At 65.5% G+C, this 20969-nt stretch carries 22 protein-coding genes; 6 read left to right on the forward strand and 16 right to left on the reverse strand.

Annotated features, from left to right (window positions below; genetic code table 11):
• Positions 1-31 precede the first annotated feature (31 nt).
• Entirely contained in the window at positions 32-1849 is a 1818-nt protein-coding gene (locus tag ATE70_RS02180) for a DUF885 domain-containing protein (protein ID WP_058536300.1), read from the reverse strand.
• Positions 1850-2062: 213 nt separating this feature from the next.
• Here ATE70_RS02180 and ATE70_RS02185 point away from each other — a divergent pair, with 213 nt between their 5' ends.
• From ATE70_RS02185 to ATE70_RS02205, 5 genes are all read left to right on the forward strand, one after another.
• Positions 2063-2290, forward strand: coding sequence for a hypothetical protein (locus ATE70_RS02185; protein ID WP_058536301.1), 228 nt, complete (start codon positions 2063-2065; stop codon positions 2288-2290).
• 175 nt (positions 2291-2465) lie between these two features.
• Positions 2466-3410 carry an alpha/beta hydrolase gene (locus ATE70_RS02190; protein ID WP_082639290.1) on the forward strand — a complete coding sequence of 315 codons (945 nt, stop codon included), beginning with the start codon at positions 2466-2468 and terminating at the stop codon, positions 3408-3410.
• A gap of 132 nt (positions 3411-3542) precedes the next feature.
• The gene (locus tag ATE70_RS02195) at positions 3543-4133 is read left to right on the forward strand and encodes an EF-hand domain-containing protein (protein WP_058536302.1); all 591 of its coding nucleotides are present in this window, start codon (positions 3543-3545) and stop codon (positions 4131-4133) included.
• A 140-nt stretch (positions 4134-4273) separates the two neighbouring features.
• Positions 4274-5008 (forward strand): response regulator, encoded by a 735-nt coding sequence (locus tag ATE70_RS02200; RefSeq protein ID WP_058536303.1) that lies wholly within the window; start codon positions 4274-4276, stop codon positions 5006-5008.
• Complete coding sequence (locus tag ATE70_RS02205; RefSeq protein WP_082639289.1) at positions 5005-6357, forward strand: ATP-binding protein; 1353 nt, start codon at positions 5005-5007, stop codon at positions 6355-6357. Before ATE70_RS02200 ends, ATE70_RS02205 begins: the two co-directional genes overlap by 4 nt.
• A gap of 81 nt (positions 6358-6438) precedes the next feature.
• Here the strand turns inward: ATE70_RS02205 and ATE70_RS02210 are convergent, their stop codons facing one another.
• The 8 genes from ATE70_RS02210 to ATE70_RS02245 all read right to left on the reverse strand — a co-directional run bounded on the left by ATE70_RS02210 (position 6439) and on the right by ATE70_RS02245 (position 13275).
• On the reverse strand, positions 6439-7239 hold the full coding sequence (locus ATE70_RS02210) for an acyl-CoA thioesterase (RefSeq protein WP_058536304.1): 801 nt from the start codon (positions 7237-7239) through the stop codon (positions 6439-6441).
• A 7-nt stretch (positions 7240-7246) separates the two neighbouring features.
• Positions 7247-8419, reverse strand: a complete 1173-nt coding sequence (locus tag ATE70_RS02215; RefSeq protein WP_058536305.1) for a saccharopine dehydrogenase family protein — start codon at positions 8417-8419, stop codon at positions 7247-7249.
• 71 nt (positions 8420-8490) lie between these two features.
• Complete coding sequence (locus tag ATE70_RS02220; protein WP_058800991.1) at positions 8491-9003, reverse strand: DoxX family protein; 513 nt, start codon at positions 9001-9003, stop codon at positions 8491-8493.
• A 71-nt stretch (positions 9004-9074) separates the two neighbouring features.
• Positions 9075-10796 carry a cellulase family glycosylhydrolase gene (locus ATE70_RS02225; protein ID WP_058536306.1) on the reverse strand — a complete coding sequence of 574 codons (1722 nt, stop codon included), beginning with the start codon at positions 10794-10796 and terminating at the stop codon, positions 9075-9077.
• Between the two features lie 184 nt (positions 10797-10980).
• Entirely contained in the window at positions 10981-11535 is a 555-nt protein-coding gene (gene dcd / locus ATE70_RS02230; RefSeq protein ID WP_058536307.1) for a dCTP deaminase, read from the reverse strand.
• 38 nt (positions 11536-11573) lie between these two features.
• Positions 11574-12023: a cytidine deaminase gene (locus ATE70_RS02235; RefSeq protein ID WP_058536308.1), complete on the reverse strand. Its 450-nt coding sequence runs from the start codon at positions 12021-12023 to the stop codon at positions 11574-11576.
• The gene (locus ATE70_RS02240; protein ID WP_058536309.1) at positions 12020-12775 is read right to left on the reverse strand and encodes a GH25 family lysozyme; all 756 of its coding nucleotides are present in this window, start codon (positions 12773-12775) and stop codon (positions 12020-12022) included. The genes ATE70_RS02235 and ATE70_RS02240 overlap by 4 nt, the downstream gene beginning before the upstream one ends.
• A 2-nt stretch (positions 12776-12777) precedes the next feature.
• A complete protein-coding gene (locus ATE70_RS02245) occupies positions 12778-13275 on the reverse strand; it encodes a UPF0262 family protein (RefSeq protein ID WP_058536310.1) in 498 nt (165 codons plus the stop codon).
• Between the two features lie 241 nt (positions 13276-13516).
• On the opposite strand from ATE70_RS02245, the gene ATE70_RS02250 reads away from it, so the two are divergent.
• Positions 13517-15028 carry a replicative DNA helicase gene (locus tag ATE70_RS02250; RefSeq protein ID WP_058536311.1) on the forward strand — a complete coding sequence of 504 codons (1512 nt, stop codon included), beginning with the start codon at positions 13517-13519 and terminating at the stop codon, positions 15026-15028.
• Positions 15029-15121: 93 nt separating this feature from the next.
• Here ATE70_RS02250 and ATE70_RS02255 read toward each other — a convergent pair whose 3' ends face one another.
• The 7 genes from ATE70_RS02255 to astD form a co-directional block, all read right to left on the reverse strand.
• Positions 15122-15412 (reverse strand): GIY-YIG nuclease family protein, encoded by a 291-nt coding sequence (locus ATE70_RS02255; RefSeq protein ID WP_058536312.1) that lies wholly within the window; start codon positions 15410-15412, stop codon positions 15122-15124.
• A gap of 58 nt (positions 15413-15470) precedes the next feature.
• On the reverse strand, positions 15471-16274 hold the full coding sequence (locus tag ATE70_RS02260) for a phosphoadenylyl-sulfate reductase (protein ID WP_058536313.1): 804 nt from the start codon (positions 16272-16274) through the stop codon (positions 15471-15473).
• Positions 16267-16680, reverse strand: a complete 414-nt coding sequence (locus ATE70_RS02265) for a DUF934 domain-containing protein (protein WP_058536314.1) — start codon at positions 16678-16680, stop codon at positions 16267-16269. The genes ATE70_RS02260 and ATE70_RS02265 overlap by 8 nt, the downstream gene beginning before the upstream one ends.
• The gene (locus ATE70_RS02270) at positions 16673-18304 is read right to left on the reverse strand and encodes a nitrite/sulfite reductase (protein ID WP_058536315.1); all 1632 of its coding nucleotides are present in this window, start codon (positions 18302-18304) and stop codon (positions 16673-16675) included. Before ATE70_RS02270 ends, ATE70_RS02265 begins: the two co-directional genes overlap by 8 nt.
• 1 nt (position 18305) lies before the next feature.
• Complete coding sequence (locus ATE70_RS02275; protein ID WP_058536316.1) at positions 18306-18602, reverse strand: DUF2849 domain-containing protein; 297 nt, start codon at positions 18600-18602, stop codon at positions 18306-18308.
• Complete coding sequence (cobA, locus tag ATE70_RS02280) at positions 18599-19387, reverse strand: uroporphyrinogen-III C-methyltransferase (protein WP_058536317.1); 789 nt, start codon at positions 19385-19387, stop codon at positions 18599-18601. The genes ATE70_RS02275 and cobA overlap by 4 nt, the downstream gene beginning before the upstream one ends.
• Before the next feature lie 77 nt (positions 19388-19464).
• Positions 19465-20910, reverse strand: coding sequence for a succinylglutamate-semialdehyde dehydrogenase (astD, locus tag ATE70_RS02285; protein WP_058536318.1), 1446 nt, complete (start codon positions 20908-20910; stop codon positions 19465-19467).
• Positions 20911-20969 lie beyond the last annotated feature (59 nt).

Here is a 20969-nt window from a genome sequence, read left to right on the forward strand (position 1 = left end):
GCCGCAGAAATGCGACGGGGCTTACCTGTTTCTAGGCTGGAAATGCCGCGCGAACGCGGCGTTCGAGCACCGCGAGCGGGATGCGCCCGGCGCCCAGCACCACGTCGTGGAAACGCTTGATGTCATAGCCCCGCCGCCGCGATACCTCGTCGCGCACGCGGCTGATCGCGATCTGGCCAACCTTGTAGGCGCAGGCCTGTCCCGGATAGACGATATAGCGGTCGATCTCGGTGCGCGATGCGCTCGGCGAGTTCGACGAATTCTGGGTCATATAATCGATCGCCTGTTCGCGGCTCCACTCCATCGCATGGATGCCCGTGTCGACGACGAGGCGCGAAGCGCGAAACGCGTAAGAGGCGAGATAGCCGATCTTGCCGAGCGGATCGTCTTCATACATGCCGAGTTCGTCGGCGACCTGTTCGGCGTAGAGGCCCCAGCCTTCGCCATAGGCGGTGACCGACGCCGCCTGCCGATAGAGCGGCAGTTCAGCGTCTTCATATTTCAACGCACCCTCGAACAGATGCCCCGGCGCGCCCTCGTGATAGGCGAGGGTCGGCAGGGTGTAGCGCGGCCATTCGGCGGTATCGCGCAGGTTGATGAAAAAGATGCCGGGGCGCGAGCCATCGGGGGTTCCCGCCTGCGCCGACCCGCCCGGCGCACCGATCTCGATTTCGGGTGGGACGCGGCGGATTTCATAGGGGGCCTTGGGAATGCGGCTGAACACCTGGGGCAGGCGCCCGCGAATCTTGACGAGCAGGCCGTTGAGATAGGCGAGCATCTCGGCGCGGCCGTTGTCGTCATTGGCGAACAACTGACCCTCGGCCTTGCCGAGCGCGTTCAGCCGGTCGCGGATGCTGCCGTCCTTATAGCCCTGCGCTTTCAGCAGCACATCCATCCGCGATGTCAGGTCGGCGACCTGCTCGCGGCCGATGCGATGGATTTCGGCGGCGCTGAGGCTGGTCGTCGTATGCTGTGCGAGCGTCGCGGCGTAATAGGCCGCGCCATCGGGAAGGCGCGCGACGCCGGCGTCGGTGCCGGCACGCGGGAGCAACGCGGTCAGCGTGTCGATCTGGCGGGTGAGCGCCGCGCGGATCGGACCCTCGAAAACCTTCGCGGCGCTCTCGCCATATCCCGAAAGGCCCAGCGCGGCGCTGCGTTTGGCGATCGAGGCGACAAGCGTTTTGCCGCCGACGTCGCCGTCGCGGAGGCGTGCGAGTTGTTGCAGCGCCTGGTCGAGGATGAAGCGCGGTGCGACGACGCCCATTGCGGCATTCGCCTTTACGATTTCGGTGTCCGCGTCGAGCAGCGTCGGGATCGCTTGAAGCCGCGTCATATAGGCGTCGGCGTCGGCCTTGGTCGTCACGGGATGCTGGCTGTCGAGGAAGGTGCTGACCCCCGTGTAAAATCCGCCGAGCTGGGTGACGCCATAAGGGCCGGGGCGGTGGCCGAAGCCGCCCGTATGATAGGTGAAACGGGCAAGCCGCTGGCGCGTGACGAGGTCGAATTCGGCGCTGTCATGCGCGATGCGCGCGGCATCGCCGAGCGTCTCGCCCTTGATCGCGCGCACCGCGGCAAGGTCGCTGTCGATCTGGCGCGTTCGCGCGGCACGCGCAGCGGGCGACCAGTCGGGGAATTGCGCGCGGAGGGCGGTGCGGACGCCCGTGTCGATACCGAGCGACGTGGCGCGGGTCGGGTCGTCGCGCAGGCCTTGCTCGAATTGCGCGGAGAGCAGCGCGTCGAGGCCGGCGTCGCCGCTTTCTTTTGCGGTGGCGGGCCCTGCGACGCTGGCGACGGCGAAGCCGCCAATCCCGGCGAGGACGGTCCGTCGATCGGGCACAATGTCGGTCATGCGATTCTCCCCTGTTCGTTTCGCCGAGCGTAGAAGCGCGCCGTTATCGGCGCAACATGCTGACGCAATTGCGAAACTTTTGGCTGCGGCGTCGTCAGCCGATCGGCTGACTCGTCCGCCTTTCACGATGAACAGCCATTAAAACGCATCCATCGCCCGAAAGGTGCGTTGGTCAGTTTCGGTCGGGATACCCCCGGGTGGATGGAGAATGACATGAGCATACTCAAAAAGGCAGCAATCTCTTTTGCGGCGTTATCGATGATCGCGGCGCCTGTTGCGGCGTCGGCGGCGGGCGTGTCCCGCGCAGCTTCGGCGGCCGGAGGTGAAAACGAACTCGAAGGCAATTCGAGCTGGATCATCGGGCTTGTCGGCCTGCTCGTTGGCATCGGCGCGATCATCCTGGTCGCCGACAAGGACGACGATTCCCCCGTAAGCCCATAGGGTCATATTCGCGGGAGGGCAGCCGGACCGGCTCGGGCTGCCCTCTTGCAACGCTCTATCGCTCTGCCGCGCGGCATGAACGGCCGACCTGTTCGGCCGCGCGGTGCCATTGCCAGCAGGTCGCTGATTGCGGATTGGCGGGCCGTGAGAGTTGGGCGGTGGAGATTCGGCAGCGATGGCAAGGGGATATAGGGCGGCGGCCTTGGGCGTGGCGCTGCTTGGGGGATGTAGCGGTGCAGCTACAGGACATGCCGACGGCAAGACTGCCGCGGCGCAGGTCGTTCAGGAAGGGCAGGGGAAGCCCTATGCCCTGCTGGGCAGCGAGGTCTGGGACGTGCCTGACCCGGTTTCGGGCCGCGGTTATCAGGTCTTCGTCAGCCTTCCGTCTTCTTATGCAAAGGATCCACAGCGCGCCTATCCGGTGCTCTACGTCACCGACGCCGACTATGCCTTTCCGGTCGTCCGGCAGATTGCTCGGCGATTGAACGTCGAAGGCCCGAAGGTGCAGGAGTTCATTCTGGTCGGATTGTCCTATGCCAAGGGCGACGATCCGGTGCGGAGCCGGCGGCGTGACTATACCCCGACCGCCGAAGGGCCGAGCGACGCGCCGGCCGACGCGGTCCACGGCGGGGGCGCGGCGTACCAGACCTATTTGCGCGATCAGGTCCTGCCTTTTGTTGCGCGCCGCTATCGAACCGAACCCCGGCAAAAGCTGTTTCTCGGCCATTCCTACGGTGCCCTTCTGGGGACACAGATATTGTTCACCGAACCCGAAATGTTCAGCGGCTATATTCTGGGAAGCCCGTCGCTTTGGTACGGCAAGCGGCATATGTTCGCGCTGGAAAAGGCCTATGCGGCGGCACACCGCGACATGCCGGCGAAAGTCTATGTCTATACCGGCGAATATGAAGCGGCGCGCGCCGCCGATCCGCGCTTCAACAAGCGCGTGGATATGGTTGGGGATAGCGATGCGCTGGTCGAAACGCTGAAACGGCGCGCCTATCCGGGGCTGCAAATCCGGGCGGACGTGCTGAATGACGAGGACCATGTGTCGGTCGCGCCGCGCGGCTTCACCAAGGGGATGACTTATCTGCTCCCGGTGCCGCTTGCGGCGAAATGAACGGCGCGCCGCTTTTGCGACAATTTGCGACAATTTTCCGTCGATCCGGCACGTCGCTGGGACAAACCGCGCCTAGAACGGCTTCATCGGGTTCCGGCTCTTTCCCGGAAGGCCCATGAAGGAGTTCGTTACGTGAACAAGAAAATCTCGCTCTTTACGCTCGCCGCCGCATTGGTGGCCGTGCCCGTTCTCGCCGCGCCCGGCGCCGACGGCAATGCCGTGCAGACGCGCGCCGACGCGCAGGCCCGGGCCACGCAGATGTTCGCCAAAATGGACGCGAACAAGGACGGCAAGCTCGACGCTACCGACCGCGCCGCGCAGCGTGCCGAGCGGCAGGCGAAAATCTTCGCCAGCCTCGACGCCGACGGCAATGGCAGCATCAGCAAGGCCGAATGGGACAAGCATGGCGCCGATCGCGCCGCCAAGCGCGCCGAACGCGGTGAAAAGCGTGCCGAAGCCGGCGAAGCCGGCGAAGGCAAGCGCCACGGCATGCGTGGCGGTCATGGCAAGCGCGGTGGCCATCACGGTATGATGATGGGCAAGGCCGACACCGACGGCGACAAGGCGATCAGCCAGGCCGAGTTCCAGACCGCCGCGCTCGCGCGCTTCGACGCCGCCGACGCGAACAAGGATGGTCAGGTCACCGCCGAGGAACGCCAGGCCCAGCGCGGCGCATGGCGCGCCAAGCGTGGTGCGGCTCCGGCGGCTCCCGCGAACCAGTAAGTATTTGGCAGGGGCCTGGCGGCAAAGCGTAGAGCCTTCCTCCCCTCCCGGCATTGCCTTTGTTGCCGGTCCCTGTCAGCTATCGCCCATCGGCCCCCGCGGCCGGTGGGCGAACTAGCATTTCTTTTGACGGAAACCCGATGACCGATAGCGACACGCCCCGCATCCTGCTGATCGACGACGAACCGTCGATCCGCGAGCCGCTGGGCGAATATCTGACCGCGCAGGGCTTCGCGGTGACCGATGTCGCGAGCGCCGCCGAGGCGCGATCGGTGCTGCGCGCGCAGGGCGTCGATCTGGTCGTCAGCGACATCATGATGCCCGGCGAGGACGGCCTGTCGCTGACCCGCCATTTGCGCGAGACGAGCAGCATTCCCGTCATCCTGCTGACCGCGCGCGCCGAGGATACCGAACGGATCATCGGGCTGGAGATCGGCGCCGACGATTATGTCGTCAAACCCTTCAACCCGCGCGAACTCGTCGCGCGCATCCGCACCGTATTGCGCCGGACGCAACAGGGCGGGCGCGCACTCGATCCGGGCGGGACCTATTATGCCTTTGGCGACTGGGTGCTGCGCGAAGTCGAGCGCGTGCTGGTCGATGGCGAAGGCAATGAGGTCGCGCTGTCGTCGGGCGAATATCATCTGCTCCACGCGCTGGTGCGCCATCCGCGGCAGGTGATGAGCCGCGACCGCCTGCTCGACATGGTGCGTGGGCGCGAGGCCGATATTTTCGACCGCGCGATCGACAATCTGGTCAGCCGGCTGCGCAAGAAGATCGAGGTCGATGCCGCGCATCCGCAGATCGTCAAGACGGTGTGGGGCGGGGGCTATACGCTGGCGTGCGAAGTCAGGCGGATGGGCCCGGCGGCGTGAAACTGCGGTTGTGGCCCAAAAGCCTTGTCGGCCAGCTCGTTTTTGCGGTCGCGGTGATGCTGTTCGTCGCGCAGGCGATCAATTTCGTGCTGCTGTCGCGCGGGATGCGGCAGCAGACGCTGGCGCACGGCGGCGGCATGGCCGTCGCGCGGATCATCGATGCGATCGAGCGCGACCGGCGTGGTGACTTCAGGCCGCCCCGCAACGAACGCGAGCGGCACGAGGCGCGCGAGCGTGCGCAGAAACTCGTGATCTCCGATCATCTCCCGCCGATGCCCGTCGGCGCCGTCCGGGTGCCCGACCTCGCCGCCTATGTCGAGGGCCTGCTCGGCGAGACCAATGTGCCTGCTGCCATGGTCGACGCGTGGGCGCTCCCGCCGCGCGAACGGCAGCGGCTGCGCCGGCCCGCCTTTCCCGACCGTGCCGTCATCGTCGTAGCGAAGGTCGACGGGCGCTATTTTGCGGTGCGCACGCGGATCGCGGCGGGGGGCAATCGGCTGCAGGGTTTCCTCGTCTGGCAGACGCTGTCGCTCTATCTGTTGCTGCTGGTTCCGATCATGCTGATCGCGTGGCGCGCGGCGCGGCCGCTGCGCGACCTGACGCGCGCGGCGCGCGCCAATCCGGCGCTGCGCGATGCCGAGCCGCTCGAGGAAGAGGGGCCGTCGGATGTGCGCGAGCTGATCGGCGCGTTCAACGCCTATCGCGGCCGTATTTCGACGATGCTGTCGGACAAGGACCGGATGCTTGGCGCCGTCGGCCACGATTTGCGCACCCCGCTCGCCAGCCTGCGCGTGCGCGTCGAGCAGGTCGAGGACGAGACGCTGCGCGACAAGATGATCGCGAGCATCGAGGAAATGACCGCGATGCTGAGCGACATTTTGGCGCTGGCGCGGTCGGGCGCGGGAACCGAGGCGCGCGAGCGTATCCCGCTGCGCGAATTGATCGGCGAACTCGCGGCCGATTATCAGGAGCGCGGCAAGGATGTCGAAATCGGCGATATTGCCGACGCCGCCGTGCTGGCGCGGCCGATGCTGCTCAAGCGCGCGCTGCGCAATCTTGCCGACAATGCCATTGCCTATGGCTCGCGGGCGCGGTTGTCGGTTGTGACCGACGGCGGGCAGGCGCAGATTATCGTATCGGACGACGGTCCCGGTCTGACCGGCGAGCAGATCAAGACGCTGATCGAGCCCTTCGCGCGCGGCGAGCAATCGCGCAACCGCGCGACCGGCGGCGCCGGGCTGGGGCTGTCGATCGCGCGCGATATCGCCGAGGGCGAGGGCGGGGCGCTGGCGCTGAGCAATCGTGCCGGCGGCGGGCTCGATGCGGTGATTACGCTGCCGGCCGTTTAACCGTCATCCCAGCGAAAGCTGGGATCTCTATCGTCCGGGCGGGCCGCCCGAGATCCCAGCTTTCGCTGGGATGACGAATGATCAAGCGTAGATCGCGATCGCCTGGCTGCCGCTGAGGATCGGTTCACCGGCGCGGTTCCACAGCATCATGTCCTGCATCGACAGGCCGTGGCGCGCATAGCCGGTCTTCGCCGAAAGCAGCCACCAGCCGTCGTCGGTCGTCGGCGTGCCGGTGAGCATGTTGACCGTCCAGTTCATCGAGCTGATCGGCCCGAATTCGCTGAACAGCGCCATCGCGGCGGGGGGCAGGGCGTCGCCCATCGCGAGCAGCGCGACCGCCGGATGGCACGCGGGCTCCTGGGCGAAACGAACCCAGGTCAGATATTCGCCGACATCGCTTTTCCACCCGAAGCGCGGGCCGGTGGTCGGGCGCATGTCGAAATGGCGCGTGAAAGACGGGCGCGCGTGATGATCGGGCACCGGTGCGAGCGTCGCGGGATCGGGCGCGTCGGGCACCGACAGGCGATCATGGTCGAGGTGGCTCTTGCGGTCGCCTGAAAAGGCGAAGACCGCAGCGGTGCCGAAGCCCTGATCGCTCGACACGCCGGCGTCGATGAACAGCGAAGATTTCGACTGGCGCAGCACGCGCGTTTCGACGGTGCAATCGCCGCCGACGGGGCCGACGAAGCTGATCTGCGCATAACGCAGCGGCGTGTCGGTCGGGTGGAGCGCCATCGTGCCCGCGAGTGCGACCGCCGAGCTGATCCCGCCATAAGCGGTGCGCCCCTGCATCCATCCTTCGTCGATATGCGCCTTGGCTACGCCCTCTTCGGTGCGCAGCGTCGCGAGCAGCGCGTCGAGCGCGCTGGGAGAGGTCGTCATTGGTTTCTTAGTCCTCGATCTGGAAAGTCAGGCCCGCATTGGCCGTCAGCCGCTCGATCAGCGCGTCGCCGAGCAGCGCGCCCGGGGTCCAGACGCCGCCTTTGCCCTTGTTCGCAAGTAGCGCGATGCCCGTTTCGGCGAGCATCTTCGACGTCGAGCCATAGCCCGGGTCGCGGTCGCCCTGAACGCTCGCGCGCACGGTGGTGCCGTCGGGATATTCGCCGATGAAGAGGATGTCGTAAAAGCCGTTCTCGCGCGCTTCCTTGCTCGGGCCTTCGCCGGGCTGGAGCGTCGACTCGCCAAAGGGATTCGCCTTCGCCATCGCTTCGGCCATCGCCTTTCCGGCGTCGCCGATCGTCGTCATCACCATCTCGTCGTACACAAGGTCTTCGCCCCACTTATGGCCGAGCAGGAAGTTGGTGCGGTGGACATTCTTGGTGTTGATCGGCGCCATCACGAAGGGGGCGGTCCAGGTGCCCGTCGCGCTGTCATATTCGGGGATCAGCCCGGTCGGCTGCGACGGGCCTTCGAAACCGGGGGTCAGCGCAAAGCTCGACTTGAGCAGCAGTGCGAGCGAGGGCTTTTTCGCGATCGCCTTCAGCGTTTCGGTGAGGCTGGCGACCGTGCCGCCCGAGGCGCCGCCCGCCATCTTGCGGACGCGGCCCTTGACGCGCGGGGCGGGCTTGCCGTGGCGCTTGATCGCTTCGGCCTGCAGGAAATGGACGCCGAGGTCGAACGGAATGCTATCGAAGCCGCAGCTGAAGGTGATGCGCGCGCCCGATGCCTTGGCCGCATCCTGATGCGCGTCGATCATCTCGCGCATCCAGCCGGGTTCGCCGCAAAGGTCGGCGTAGGCGGTGCCCGCCTTGACGCATGCGGCGACGAGTTCGCTCCCGTAAAGCTGGTACGGGCCGACGGTGGTCAGGATGACCTCGGCACGCGCCGCCACCGCGTCGAGGCTGGCGGGGTCGCTCGCATCGGCGACGACGAGCGGCGTGTCCTTGGGTGCGCCGATGAGGTCGCGCACCTCGGCAAGCTTGTCGGCGCTGCGCCCCGCCATCGCCCATTTCGGCGCGTCCTTGCGGCCCGCATAATGCGCGCCGAGATATTCGGCGACGAGGCGCCCGGTGAAACCGGTCGCGCCATAGACGATGATATCGAACTCGCGGGTCCCCGCCATGGCCATTCTCCCTTTACGTAAACGTTAAGTGGAGGCTAGCGCAGGCGGGGAAGCTTGCCAAGCGCGAAGGTCTAGCGGCGCCAGAAGGGGCGTTTTTCCACCGCGACGGGCGTGCCGATCGCCTCGGCGCGGCCCTCGGCGCGTGCGGCGCGCAGTTCGGCTTCGCTCGCATGCTGCTCGGCCCGATGCGTGGCCAACTCGTCGCGGCGGCGCTGGCGCAGCGCGTCATAGCTCCAGCGTGTGTGGCCATAGCCAAAGAGACAGAGCAGGCCGCCCGCGATCGCCAGATTCTTCATCGCCGCCATCGCCTGCACCGGGTCGGTGAACTCGCGGTGGAAGAAGAGGATCGTGGCGAGAACAAAGCCCGCGAGCAGGATCGACACGAGGCGCACGGCGATACCGAGCGCGATGCAGATGCCCGCGATGAGTTCGAAGAGGCCGACCGGAATGGCGAGTCCGCCGGGCAGGCCCGAGGTCGCGATCATCGCGGTGGTGTCGGACACATGGATCAGCTTGTTGATCCCCGACACGATGAAAATCAGGGCAATGAACAGGCGGCCGATGAAGACGGCGATCATGGACATGGGCATTCCTTCCCTAGCGCGCCCCGTCCGCTTGTGCAGACAGGACGCTTGGGAGGACGATGGGTTCCGGCCTAGCGCGGGGTGAAGATCAGTTCGGCGACCTCGCAGTCGCTGCAATCGATGGCGCGGAGGGTGGCGGCGCCGGGCCCGGCGGGCAGGTCGACGTCGGCGAGCTTGACGACCTGCCATGCGGTGCCCGCGGGGATGGCGATGCCGCGCTCGTAGATGCCGATGCGGCCGCCCTTGGCCGAGCGCACGCGCGCGGTGACGGTCCAGCGGCCCGCCTTCGCGACCTCGGCGCTGTAGCGCATATATTCGCCGGTCACGAAATCGCTGACATAGGCTGTGCCATCGGCCGCGCGCGCAATATCGACGCCGTCGTTGCGATAGGTCGTGCCATTGTTCCACGGCGTCCGCTCGCCGCCGGTGGCGACATGATAATTGGCGTCGACGCTGTCGTGATAGGCGACGCCGGGCGGGCCGAGGTCGTAATCGGCGGCGGCGATGGTGAGGGGTTTTGCGCCCAAGGTGCGGGCGGCGAAGGGGCGATAGCTCGCATCGCGCGGCTGGCGGAACATCGCGTCGATGACGTCGGGCTTGGGGATGTTCTTGTCGAAGCGGGTGTTTTCGGCGAGCTGCATCATCGCGGCATATGCCTCGTCGGCGCCGGGCTTGGGTCCCTTGCCGGTCATCCACGCGACGATCTGCATCCAACCGTCGCCCGCGACGATCTCGAGCGGCTGGTTGAAGCCGATTTTCTTGAGCGGCCAGAAATTCCAGCCGATGTCGTCGCCCTCGACGAGCGCGATCGCGTCGCGGTACCAGCCATTGCTGTTCTCGCCCGACTCGCCGAGCCAGATCGGGCGGTTATAGCTGGTGCGCAGCGCCTTGATTTCGGCGATGCTCGCAGCATCGTTGCGGTTCCAATATTTGTGGAAGCTCAGCACCATATTGGCGTCCCACGCGGGCGGCAGACCCTTGTAATTATTGCCCCAGCAATTGCCCTCGATGATCACGATATGCTTTTTGTCGACCTTGCGGATCGCCGCGGAGATGCGCTGCTGCAGGCTCCAGACCGCCTTATTCTCGGTCTCGTCGCAGCCGTTGCCCTTGCCGGGCGTCGCGAAGCTCCAATTGGGCTCGTTGATGAGGTCGTAGGCGCCGATCCACGGCTCATCCTTGTAGCGCGCCGCAAGCTTGGTCCACAGGGCGACCGTCTTGCGCTGGTTCTCCTCGCTTTGCCAGAGCGACGGCTTGGTCGGGTCGCGGTCGGAGATGGCGAAGTCGTTGCCCTGACCGCCGGGCGCGGCGTGGAGATCGAGGATCAGGTAGATGCTGTTCGCCTTGCTCCACGCGAGCAGGCGGTCGATGCGCTGGAAACCCTCCTCGTGCCATGTGTCCTCTCCGGATTTGGGTTCCTTGTCGGCGGGCAGAGTGAGCTGGTCGAAATGGATCGGCAGCCGCACCGAGTTGAAGCCCCATTTCGCCATCGCGGCGATGTCGGCCTCGGTCGTGTGATTGTCGAGCCAGGCGCGGTAGAAGGCCGCGGCGCGCTCTTCGCCAACGAGTTCGACAAGTTTCGCGCGGATTTTATGCTGCTGTCCGACCTCGCCGAGTTTCAGCATATAGCCTTCCTGCAGCATCCAGCCGCCGAGTCCCATGCCGCGCAGGATGACGGGTTTGCCCGATCCGTCGACGATCTCGGTGCCCTCGACCTTCAGAAAGCCTTCGGCGTGCGCGGTGGTCGAGAAAAGCGATGCGGCGAGCGCGATTGCGACAGTGCGGAAGTTCATGACCTCATCCCATGTTTTGATTTATGGGAACGTTATCAACTTTCGTCGGCAGAGCAAGCGCGACACCCCCATTTCTCCCCTCTCTCCGTCATCCCGGCGAAGGCCGGGATCTCGACCTATCGTTATAACGCACCGGCGGGATCCCGGCCTTCGCCGGGATGACGGAAATGTGAAGGAGCGCTGCTTATAGCTTGGGCAGCGTAACGCCCTTTTGCCCCATATATTTGCCCGCGCGGTCGGCGTAGCTCGTCTCGCACGGCTCGTTGCCCTGCAGGAAGAGGAACTGGCACGCGCCCTCGTTGGCGTAAATCTTGGCGGGCAGGGGGGTGGTGTTCGAAAATTCGAGCGTCACATGGCCTTCCCAGCCGGGCTCGAGCGGGGTGACGTTCACGATGATGCCGCAGCGCGCATAGGTCGACTTGCCAAGGCAGATGACGAGGATATCGCGCGGGATGCGGAAATATTCGACCGTGCGCGCGAGTGCAAAGCTGTTCGGCGGAATGATGCAGACGTCGGTTTCGCGGTCGACGAAATTCTTCGGATCGAAATCCTTCGGATCGACGGTGGTCGAATCGATATTGGTGAAGATCTTGAACTCGGGCGCGACGCGCGCGTCATAGCCGTAGGAGGAGAGGCCGTAGCTGATACAGCCGTCGCGGCGCTGCGCCTCGACAAACGGTTCGATCATGCCCTGCGTCTGGGCGGCTTCGCGAATCCAGCGGTCGGAAAGAATGGCCATGGTGTCTCTTGTCGGTCCTGTAAGGGTTGCGCAAGCGGTCAGTCGATGAGGCCAAGATCCTTGGGACCAAAGGCGGCCGGCAGCAATTGGCTGAGGCGGTAGGTCATGACCTCCTTGCCGTCGCCCGAGGCGCAATGGACGAGGATGTCGGTCTTCGACCGCTCGGCGGCTTCGTTGAGGATCTGGCGGCAGCGGCCGCACGGATTGACCGGGTCGGTGCCCAGCAATTCGTCGCCATGAGGGCGCCCGCCGACGATCGCGACCTCGGCGAGTTCGCCGATCCAGCCCTCGTTGACGATCTTCGCCACCGCCACGGTTTCGGCGCAGAGGGTGAGGCCGTAGCTGGCGTTCTCGACATTGGCACCGGTGACGACATCGCCATTTTTGAGCAGCAGCGCCGCGCCGACGTGGAAGCCCGAATAGGGCGCGTAGGCGCGGCTCGCGGCGTCGCGCGCGGCGTCGATCAGGGCATCACGGTCCTCGGTCATCGCATCTCTCCTTGCGGGCGCAGCGCGTTCCAGCCGACGGTGCCCTCGGCGCCCGACAGGCGGACATAATCATTCGCCTGCCACATCGCCCAGGGGTGCGCGCCATAATCGGGTTCGAAGAAATCGCGGCGCAGCCAGATGGTGCGTGCGATACCCTGCGTCACCTTGTAGTCGCTCTCGAACGCCCGGCCGGGGGCGATCACGCTCTGCTTGCCCATATGCGCCTCGATCTGTGCCAGAAAGGTCGCGAGTTCGGACAAGAGCAGCGCGCGCGTCGGCCGGTCGGGGCAGCGGTCGTCATAATCGAGCCAGACGACCGCGGGCAGCGCGTCGGCGCGGCGCGGGACGTGGCGGATGAAATTGGCGGCCTGATCGGTCGCGAGCTGGCAGAGGCTGTAGCGGTGGATCGCGCCCGCCTGCACGCCGGCTTCGCGCGCGCCCGTCATGTTGCGGGCGAACTTCGGGTCGACCGCGGCCGAACCGTCGGTTCCCATGATATAGGCAAAATCGGCGCCCGCGGCCTTGATCGACCCCCAACGGACATCGCCGTTGCCCGCGTCGATCGTTACCCCCTGCGTCGGATAGAGCGCGCGGTCGGGGGTCCAGCGCGCGGCCCACCAGAGCGCAAGGCCGGCAGCGAAGAGCAACAGCACGATCGCGGCGCCGATCCGGCGCAGCAGGCGCGCCGCCGCGGCGCGCCACGCGCCGGCGATCTGTGCCGCCTTTCCGCCCCTGATTGCCCCCGTCGCCATCGTCAGCCCTTGATGTGCAGCACGCAGATCAGCGTGAACAATCGTCGCGCCGTGTCGAAATCGACCGCGATCTTGCCGTCGAGCCGGTCCATCAGCATCTCGGCCGCCTCGTTATGCAGGCCGCGCCGCGCCATGTCGACGGTCTCGATCTGCTGCGCGGTCGAGGTCTTGATCGCCTGATAATAGCTGTCGCAGATCGCGAAATAATCGCGGATCGGCCGGCGGAAACGCCCGAGCCCGAGGATGATCGCCTCGAGCGGAGAACCATCTTCGCGTGAAATTTCAAAGATCAACCGGCCGTCCTCGACACGCAGCATCAAACGGTAAGGACCGGCATAGCCATCCGCATGGCCGCGCTGCGGCACGAATTTATTGTCTTCGATCAGGTCGAAGATCGCGACGCGGCGTTCCTGCTCGACGTCGGGATTGCGCCAGACGATCGACCCCTCGTCGAGTTCGACCGAAATGATCCGTTGTTTCGAGGGGTCTGCGTGGCTCATGCTGTCTGTGCTTCTACTTGGCCGGGGGCGAAGGGCAAGGGGGCGACTTGGCGCGACGCATCAATTCCGTTCGTGTCGAGCGAAGTCGAGACACCTAAAGGGAAGGCGCCCGATCGATGGGCATCTCGACTTCGCTCGATGCGAACGGGTTTGAAACTTATCCCCAGATGGCTCCACCGCCGTGCGGATCGGCGAGGTCAATCGGGTTGCACCTCTTGCACGAACATCGCATGGTAAATCCATGCCAGAGATTGCCTTGTTTCCTACCCCCGCCCCGGCCGGTGACGCGCGCCAAATGCCGCGTAATATCGAGGCCGAGGCCGCGTTTCTCGGCGCGATCCTGATCGACAACCGAGTCGTCGAGGATCTGCCCGTCGCGCTCAACCCCGAGCATTTCTTCGAACCGCTCCACGGCCGTATTTTCCAGCAGACGATGGCGCTGATCGAGCGCAACAGCATCGCGACCCCGGTGACGCTCAAGCCCTATTTCGAGGCCGACGAGGCGATGAAGGCGGTCGGCGGGGTCGGTTATCTCGCGCAGCTCACCGGCAGCGGCGCGGGCCTGATCGGCGCGCGCGACTTTGCGCGGCAGATTTTCGACCTCGCGCTGCTGCGTGAATTAGCGGGCGTCGGGCGCACGCTGGTCGACAATGCGCTCGACACCAGCGAGCGCGTCGATCCGCAGGCGCAGATCGAGGAAGCCGAAACCGCGCTTTACCGCGTCGCGGGGGGCGAGGCCGAGATGGGATCGGTCAAAAGCTTCAACCAGGCGAGCCTCACCGCGCTGCAGGCGGCCGAGCGCGCGCTCAATTCGGGCGGGCATCTGTCGGGGATCACGACCGGCATCGGCAGCATGAACGCCAAGATCGGCGGCATGCACAATTCGGACTTGATGATCCTTGCCGGACGTCCGGGCATGGGCAAGACCTCGCTCGCGACCAATATCGCGTATAACGCCGCCGAGCGTTTTCGCCGCGACGAGGATGACGGCATCCCGCCCGAGAAGAATATGGGCGCGAAGGTCGCTTTCTTCAGCCTCGAAATGTCCGCCGACCAGCTCGCGACGCGCGTGCTCGCCGAACAATCGGGGGTGTCGGGCGAGGCGCTGCGCATGGGCAAGATCAGTAAGGAGCAGTTCCAGCAACTCTCCCGCGCGGCGCAGCAGCTTCAGACCTTGCCGCTGTTCATCGATGATACGCCCGGCCTGACGATCGCGGGGCTCCGCACGCGCGCGCGGCGCCTCCAGCGGCGCCACGGCATTGGCTTCGTCATCGTCGACTATCTCCAGCTACTCCAGGGCTCGTCAAAAAGCGGCGACAACCGCGTGCAGGAAATTTCGGAAATTTCGCGTGGTTTGAAGACGCTGGCGAAGGAACTTCATGTACCGGTGATGGCGCTGTCGCAGCTCAGCCGTGCGGTCGAAAGCCGCGAGGACAAGCGCCCGCAGCTGTCCGACCTTCGTGAATCGGGCTCGATCGAGCAGGACGCCGACATGGTGCTCTTTGTGTTCCGCGAGGATTATTATGTCGCCGCGAAGGAGCCCAAGCGCCCGGTCGAGGGCGACGATGTGAAGATCCACGCGCAGCATGAGGAATGGGCGGCCGAAATGGAGCGCGTCTTCGGCCTCGCCGAAGTGATCGTCGCAAAATCACGCCACGGCTCGACGGGCAAGATCCGCATGCACTTCGAGGCGAAGACGACCAAGTTCAGCGACCTCGCCGACGACAGCATGGCGTTCGAGGATTATGAGTGAGGCAGAATAATCGTCATCCCAGCGAAAGCTGGGATCGCTCCCGGGGCTTTGTGACGATAGCGGCCCCAGCTTTCGCTGGGGCGACGGGTTTGGCTAAATTGAGGGGGCGGCCAGATCACTCCAGTCCGGATTACTCGCTTCGATCAGCTCGATTTTCCATTGGCGCTTCCAAGCTTTCATTGCTTTTTCGCGCGAGATTGCCTCGTCGATTGTTTGATATTCCTCGGCGAGGACGAGCATCGTCAGGCCGTATTTTCGACAGAAAGCCGAGCCTTGCCCCGTTTTGTGCTGAAAAACGCGCGCCGTAATGTCTGCGGTGACTCCGATGTAGAGCACGCCACTGCGTTTGTTGGTCATGACATAGACATATCCGCCCCGGCCCATGCCGATAGCGTAGCGCAAGGTAGCCAGCGATCCCAGCTTTCGCTGGGATGACGAATATCTAGAACGCCGGGTCGTTCGCCGGATCGTCGCCCAGCGGCGTGACTTCGGTGTGAATGCCGCATTCGGTCTTGTCCCAGCCGCGCCAGCGGCCCGAGCGCGGGTCTTCGCCCGGCTTGACCTTCGACGTGCACGGCGAGCAGCCGATCGAGGGATAGCCTTCGGCCTCGAGCGGGTGGCGCGGCAGGTCGTGCGCCTCGAAATAGGCGTCGAGCTGTTCGCGCGTCCAGTTGGCGAGCGGGTTGAATTTCAGGCGGCCGGTTGAACCGTCGAGTTCGAAGCGCGCGAGCCCCTGCCGCGTCGACGACTGGAAACCCTTGCGGCCGGTGATCGAAGTGTCGAAATCGGTCAGCGCCTTTTCGAGCGGCTTGACCTTGCGGATTTCGCAGCAGCCGTCGGGGTCGTACGACCAGCGCAGTTCGGTCGCGTCCTTCGCGGCGAGGTCTTCGGCGTCGGGCGTCAGGTTGACGATATTGAGCCCGAGCTTCGCGGCGAGTTCGTCGCGGTAGGCGAGCGTTTCGGGGAAATGCTTGCCGGTGTCGAGGAACAGCACGGGCATGTCGGGCGCGGCGCGCGTCACCAGATGCAGCAGCACCGCGCTTTCGGCGCCGAAGCTCGAGACGATTCCGGTTTCGCCGAGCAGCCCCGCGCCGATCACGCTCGCGACGACTTCGGCGGCGTCCTGCCCGCGGAAGAGATTGTTGAGGCGGATGACGTCGGCCTGCGTGAAGCGCGGCGCCACGTCGATCCGGTCGCGGGTGCGGTCTTCGCTGCCTTTGCGCGGAGAGGTCTTCACGTCAGCCATGCCTCAGCTTCCAGATCGGCACCGCGCCGTCGGCGGCGCCCTGATAATGTTCGGGCCAGCGCGCCAGCGCCGCCTCGACATGGGCCGAATTGAGTTCCTTTTCGGGCGCGAAAGTATCGAAGCCGCAGCGCTTCATATAGGCGATCTGGTCGACGAGGACGTCGCCCTGCGCGCGCAGTTCGCCGGCGTAGCCCGCTTCGCGCAGGATGCGCGCCGACGAATAGCCGCGGCCGTCGCGAAACTTGGGGAAGGCGACCTCGATCAGCGCGAGCCGGTCGAGATGCGGGATCAGCGCGCGCGCATCCTCATCGGGCTCGAGCCGCACCGCGGTCGCGTTCGATTGCGACAGAAAGGCGTCGAGGGTGACCGCGGGTTCTTCGCCGTCCGAATGGATATGCTCAACCATAGATCGCCTCCTTGAAGGGGGCCATGCCGACGCGGCGGAAGGTGTCGACGAAACGCTCGCCCTCGGTGCGTTCGGCGAGATATTTGTCGGTGACGCGCTCGATTGCATCGACGACGCCATCCTCGTCGAAGCCGGGGCCGGTGATCGTGCCGAGGCTGACGTCCTCCGCGCCCGACCCGCCGAGCGACAGCTGGTAATTTTCGGTGCCTTTGCGGTCGACGCCGAGGATTCCGATGTGGCCGGCGTGGTGATGACCGCACGCATTGATGCAGCCCGAAATCTTGAGCTTGAGCTCGCCCAGTTCCTTCTGGCGGCCGAGGTCCGAAAAGCGTGTCGCAATCTTCTGCGCGACCGGGATCGAGCGCGCATTGGCGAGGCTGCAATAGTCGAGCCCGGGGCAGGCGATGATGTCGCTGATCAGGTCGAGGTTCGGTGTTGCGAGCCCCGCGGCGTCGAGCGCCTGCCAGACGGCGTAAAGATCGGCCTTGCGGACGTGCGGCAGCACGATGTTCTGCGCGTGGGTGACGCGGAGTTCATCATGGCTGTATTTTTCGGCGAGGTCGGCCATCAGGTCGATCTGCGCCGATGACGCATCGCCGGGGATGCCGCCGATGGGCTTCAGGCTGATGTTGACGATCGCATGGCCCGAAACCTTGTGCGCGGCGACATTCTGGTCGACCCAGACCGCGAAATCGGGATCGCTGCGGTCGATCGCGTCGGGCGCCGAGGCGTCGAGCGGCGGCGGCGCGAACTGCGCCGCGATGCGGTCGAATTCGGCCTTTGGCGGGTCGATGCCCAGCGACTTCACATGCTTGAACTCTTCCTCGACCTGGCGGCGATATTCGTCGGCGCCGAGTTCGTGGATCAGGATCTTGATCCGCGCCTTGTAGATATTGTCGCGGCGTCCGTAGCGGTTGTAGACGCGCAGGCACGCCTCGGCATAGCTCAGCATGTCGTCGAGCGGCACGAAATCCTTGATCAGCGGCGCGATCATCGGCGTGCGGCCCATGCCGCCGCCGACGTAGAAGGCGGCGCCATGCTGCCCGTCCTTATCGACGATCTGGATGCCGATGTCGTGAAGCCGCATCGCGGCGCGATCTTCGTTGGCCGCGATCACGGCAATTTTAAACTTGCGCGGCAAATAGCTGAATTCGGGGTGGAAGCTCGACCATTGGCGGAGTAGCTCGGCCCACGGGCGCGGATCGGTGATCTCGTCGGCGGCGGCGCCGGCCCACTGGTCCGAGCTGATGTTGCGGATGCAATTGCCGCTCGTCTGGATCGCGTGCATTTCGACCGATGCGAGGTCTTCGAGGATCGCGGGTGCGTCCTCGAGCTTGATCCAGTTATACTGGATGTTCTGGCGCGTAGTGAAATGGCCATAATCGCGGTCGTACTTGCGCGCGATGTGCGCGAGCATGCGCATCTGGCGGCTATCGAGCGTGCCATATGGCACCGCGACGCGCAGCATATAGGCGTGAAGCTGGAGATAGAGGCCGTTCATCAGCCGCAGCGGCTTGAACTGGTCCTCGGTGATTTCGCCCGCAAGGCGGCGGCGGACCTGGTCGCTGAATTCGGCGACGCGCGCATCGACCATCGCATGGTCATATTCGTCATATTTATACATGTCAGATCACCCAGTCGCCGGCCGCGGGATCGGCGGGTTTTAACGTCAGGTCGGGGCGCACGGTCGGCCCCAATGCACGGATACGGTCCTTGATGTGCGCGGGGCGCGGGCCGTCGGCGGTTTGTTCGCCGTTGATGATATAGGGGGCGTTGACGCGGCGCGCGCCTTCTTCGGCGGCGAGGATCGCCTCGCCCGCTTCGCCGACGTCGGCGGCGTCCTCGATATGCAGCGACCAGTCGGCGCCGGTCCACCAGGTGACAAATCCTGTTTTCAGGTCATTGCCCGTGAGCAGCTTCATGTGAAATCCCTTATTTGAGCGGCAACGCCCGGCGCGCCGAGGCAGTCGAGCGCGTCGGCGCGCGCCGCGACCTTGCCGACGATGATCAACGCGGGGCTTTTAACTTTCTCGCGTGCGACAAGGTCGCCGAGATCGGTGAGGAGCGTGCGGAGCACCCGCGCCTCGGCGGTGGTGCCGCGTTCGATCACCGCGACGGGGAGGCCCGGCGAAACGCCGTCGGCGATCAGCTTGTCGGCAATGGCGGACGCGGTCGCGAGGCCCATGTAGATGACGAGTGTGCGGCCATGCCCCGCGAGCCCCGACCAGTCCTGGTCGGTCAGATCCTTGCACTGGCCGGCGACGAAGCTGACCGCGCTCGCATCCTCGCGGTGGGTGAGGGGGAGGCCCGCCTGCGCCGCGCAGCCCGCGGCGGCGGTGATGCCGGGGACGGTTTCGCACGCGACGCCCGCTTCGCGCGCGGCGTCGAGTTCCTCGCCGCCGCGGCCGAAAATGAACGGATCGCCGCCCTTGAGGCGCACGACCTGCTTGCCGGCGAGCGTTTCGCGGACGAGCAGTTCGTTGATCAGCTCCTGCTTCATCGTGTGGCGGCTGCGCTGCTTGGCAACGCTGATCCGCTCCACATGCGGCGGGATCAGCGCGAGCACGCCCTCGCCGACAAGCCCGTCATGGACGACAAGGTCGGCACTTTCGAGCAACCGCGCGGCGCGCAGCGTCAGCAGGTCGGGATCGCCGGGACCGGCGCCGACGAGCCAGAGCTTGCCTGCAGGAGGGAGAGTCTTTTCCATGCACCGTAGATGGTCGTCCGGCTCCCGCATGGCAAAGCAGGCTTTTTTGACACCGGTGAAGGTAAAATTGGGGTGGCCTAAAGGTAGTTCTTGGTCACCAGTTGCGAGCCTTCGGGATCGCGTAGTCCGACGCCGATCGACGCGCGCATCGCATCGCTCTCCGCCGACGCTACGGGATAGGCGCAATAGTCGGCGGCGTAGAAGGCGCTGGGCCGATGGTTGCCCGACAGGCCGATGCCGCCAAAGGGTGCGGCGGACGACGCGCCATTGGTCGGGCGGTTCCAGTTGATCACGCCCGCGCGCGCATTGGCCCAGAACTGGTCGTAAAGCTGCGGCGTGCCGCCGATCAGCGACGCCGACAGGCCGAATGCGGTGTTGTTCGCCTCGGCGATCGCGGCCTCGAAGCTGTCGACGCGGACCACCTGGAGCAGCGGGCCGAACAGTTCGATATCGGGGCGCTCGGGCATCGCGGTGACATCGATGATCCCAGGGGTCAGGAAAGGGCGGCCGGCGACGGGGCGAGTCATGTGGCGGATCACCTTGCCGCCGTTCGACATCAGGATCAGAAAGCTTTCGGTCAGGCCGTCGGCGGCTTCATTGTCGATCACCGGGCCCATATAGGGCGCAGGCTCGGCGTGCGGATGATCGACGATCAGGCGGTTCGCGAGGCCGCAAACCTCCTCGATCAGCTTGTCGGCGAGGCTGTCGCGGACGATCAGGCGGCGCGCATTGCTGCACCGCTGCCCCGCGCTGAGGAAGGCCGACTGGACGACGATGATCGCCGCGGTGCGGAGGTCGGCGGTGTCCCACACGACGATCGGGTTGTTGCCGCCCATTTCGAGCGCGAGCATCTTGCCGGGCTGGCCCGCGAACTGGCGGTTGAGCGCGAGGCCGGTGCGCGCCGAGCCGGTGAAGAGCAATCCGTCGATGCCCTCGTGCCCCGCGAGCGCCTTGCCCGTTTCGGGGCCGCCGACGATCAGGCGCAGCACCTCCTGCGGCACGCCCGCGCTGTGGAAGAGCTCGACGAGCTTCGCGCCGACCGCCGGGGTCTTTTCCGACGGTTTGAACAGCACCGAATTGCCGGCGATCAGCGCGGGGACGATATGCCCGTTCGGAAGATGCGCAGGAAAATTATAGGGGCCGAGCACCGCGACCGCGCCGTGCGGCTTGTGCCGCACCGCATTGCGCAGTCCCATCGCGCCCTCGATACGGCGGTTGGGGGTGCGCTCGGCATAGGCTTTGACCGAAATATCGACCTTGTTACAGACCGATTCGACCTCGGTGCGCGCTTCCCAGAGTGGCTTTCCGGTTTCGCGCGCGATCAGGTCGGCGAACGCCTCGCCCTCGGCCTTCACGCGGTCGACGAAACGGCGCAGCGTTTCGGTGCGGAAGGACACGGGTTTCGCGGCCCATTCGGGCCAGGCGCGGCGCGCGATCGCGACCTCGTCGTCGATATTGCTGACCGGACCGCGCCAAAGTTCTTCGCCGGTTGCGGGTTCGAAGGAAAGCAAGGTCTCGCTCATGGTCGCTCGGCTCTTATCGGCGAAAGCCGGTGGCGGCAACCTGTGGCGGGAACAGGTCC

The organism is Sphingopyxis sp. H053 (assembly GCF_001468225.1).
Classification (GTDB): Bacteria; Pseudomonadota; Alphaproteobacteria; order Sphingomonadales; family Sphingomonadaceae; genus Sphingopyxis.

Coding starts and splice junctions, on each gene's coding strand:
- ATE70_RS02270 (WP_058536315.1), bottom strand. CDS start 18,304: ATGTATAAATATGACGAATATGACCATGCGATGGTCGATGCGCGCGTC.
- ATE70_RS02260 (WP_058536313.1), bottom strand. CDS start 16,274: ATGGCTGACGTGAAGACCTCTCCGCGCAAAGGCAGCGAAGACCGCACC.
- ATE70_RS02185 (WP_058536301.1), top strand. CDS start 2,063: ATGAGCATACTCAAAAAGGCAGCAATCTCTTTTGCGGCGTTATCGATG.
- ATE70_RS02190 (WP_082639290.1), top strand. CDS start 2,466: ATGGCAAGGGGATATAGGGCGGCGGCCTTGGGCGTGGCGCTGCTTGGG.
- ATE70_RS02220 (WP_058800991.1), bottom strand. CDS start 9,003: ATGTCCATGATCGCCGTCTTCATCGGCCGCCTGTTCATTGCCCTGATT.
- ATE70_RS02245 (WP_058536310.1), bottom strand. CDS start 13,275: ATGAGCCACGCAGACCCCTCGAAACAACGGATCATTTCGGTCGAACTC.
- ATE70_RS02275 (WP_058536316.1), bottom strand. CDS start 18,602: ATGAAGCTGCTCACGGGCAATGACCTGAAAACAGGATTTGTCACCTGG.
- dcd (WP_058536307.1), bottom strand. CDS start 11,535: ATGGCCATTCTTTCCGACCGCTGGATTCGCGAAGCCGCCCAGACGCAG.
- ATE70_RS02180 (WP_058536300.1), bottom strand. CDS start 1,849: ATGACCGACATTGTGCCCGATCGACGGACCGTCCTCGCCGGGATTGGC.
- ATE70_RS02255 (WP_058536312.1), bottom strand. CDS start 15,412: ATGGGCCGGGGCGGATATGTCTATGTCATGACCAACAAACGCAGTGGC.
- ATE70_RS02215 (WP_058536305.1), bottom strand. CDS start 8,419: ATGGCGGGGACCCGCGAGTTCGATATCATCGTCTATGGCGCGACCGGT.
- astD (WP_058536318.1), bottom strand. CDS start 20,910: ATGAGCGAGACCTTGCTTTCCTTCGAACCCGCAACCGGCGAAGAACTT.
- ATE70_RS02235 (WP_058536308.1), bottom strand. CDS start 12,023: ATGACCGAGGACCGTGATGCCCTGATCGACGCCGCGCGCGACGCCGCG.
- ATE70_RS02250 (WP_058536311.1), top strand. CDS start 13,517: ATGCCAGAGATTGCCTTGTTTCCTACCCCCGCCCCGGCCGGTGACGCG.
- ATE70_RS02210 (WP_058536304.1), bottom strand. CDS start 7,239: ATGACGACCTCTCCCAGCGCGCTCGACGCGCTGCTCGCGACGCTGCGC.
- cobA (WP_058536317.1), bottom strand. CDS start 19,387: ATGGAAAAGACTCTCCCTCCTGCAGGCAAGCTCTGGCTCGTCGGCGCC.
- ATE70_RS02200 (WP_058536303.1), top strand. CDS start 4,274: ATGACCGATAGCGACACGCCCCGCATCCTGCTGATCGACGACGAACCG.
- ATE70_RS02225 (WP_058536306.1), bottom strand. CDS start 10,796: ATGAACTTCCGCACTGTCGCAATCGCGCTCGCCGCATCGCTTTTCTCG.
- ATE70_RS02240 (WP_058536309.1), bottom strand. CDS start 12,775: ATGGCGACGGGGGCAATCAGGGGCGGAAAGGCGGCACAGATCGCCGGC.
- ATE70_RS02265 (WP_058536314.1), bottom strand. CDS start 16,680: ATGGTTGAGCATATCCATTCGGACGGCGAAGAACCCGCGGTCACCCTC.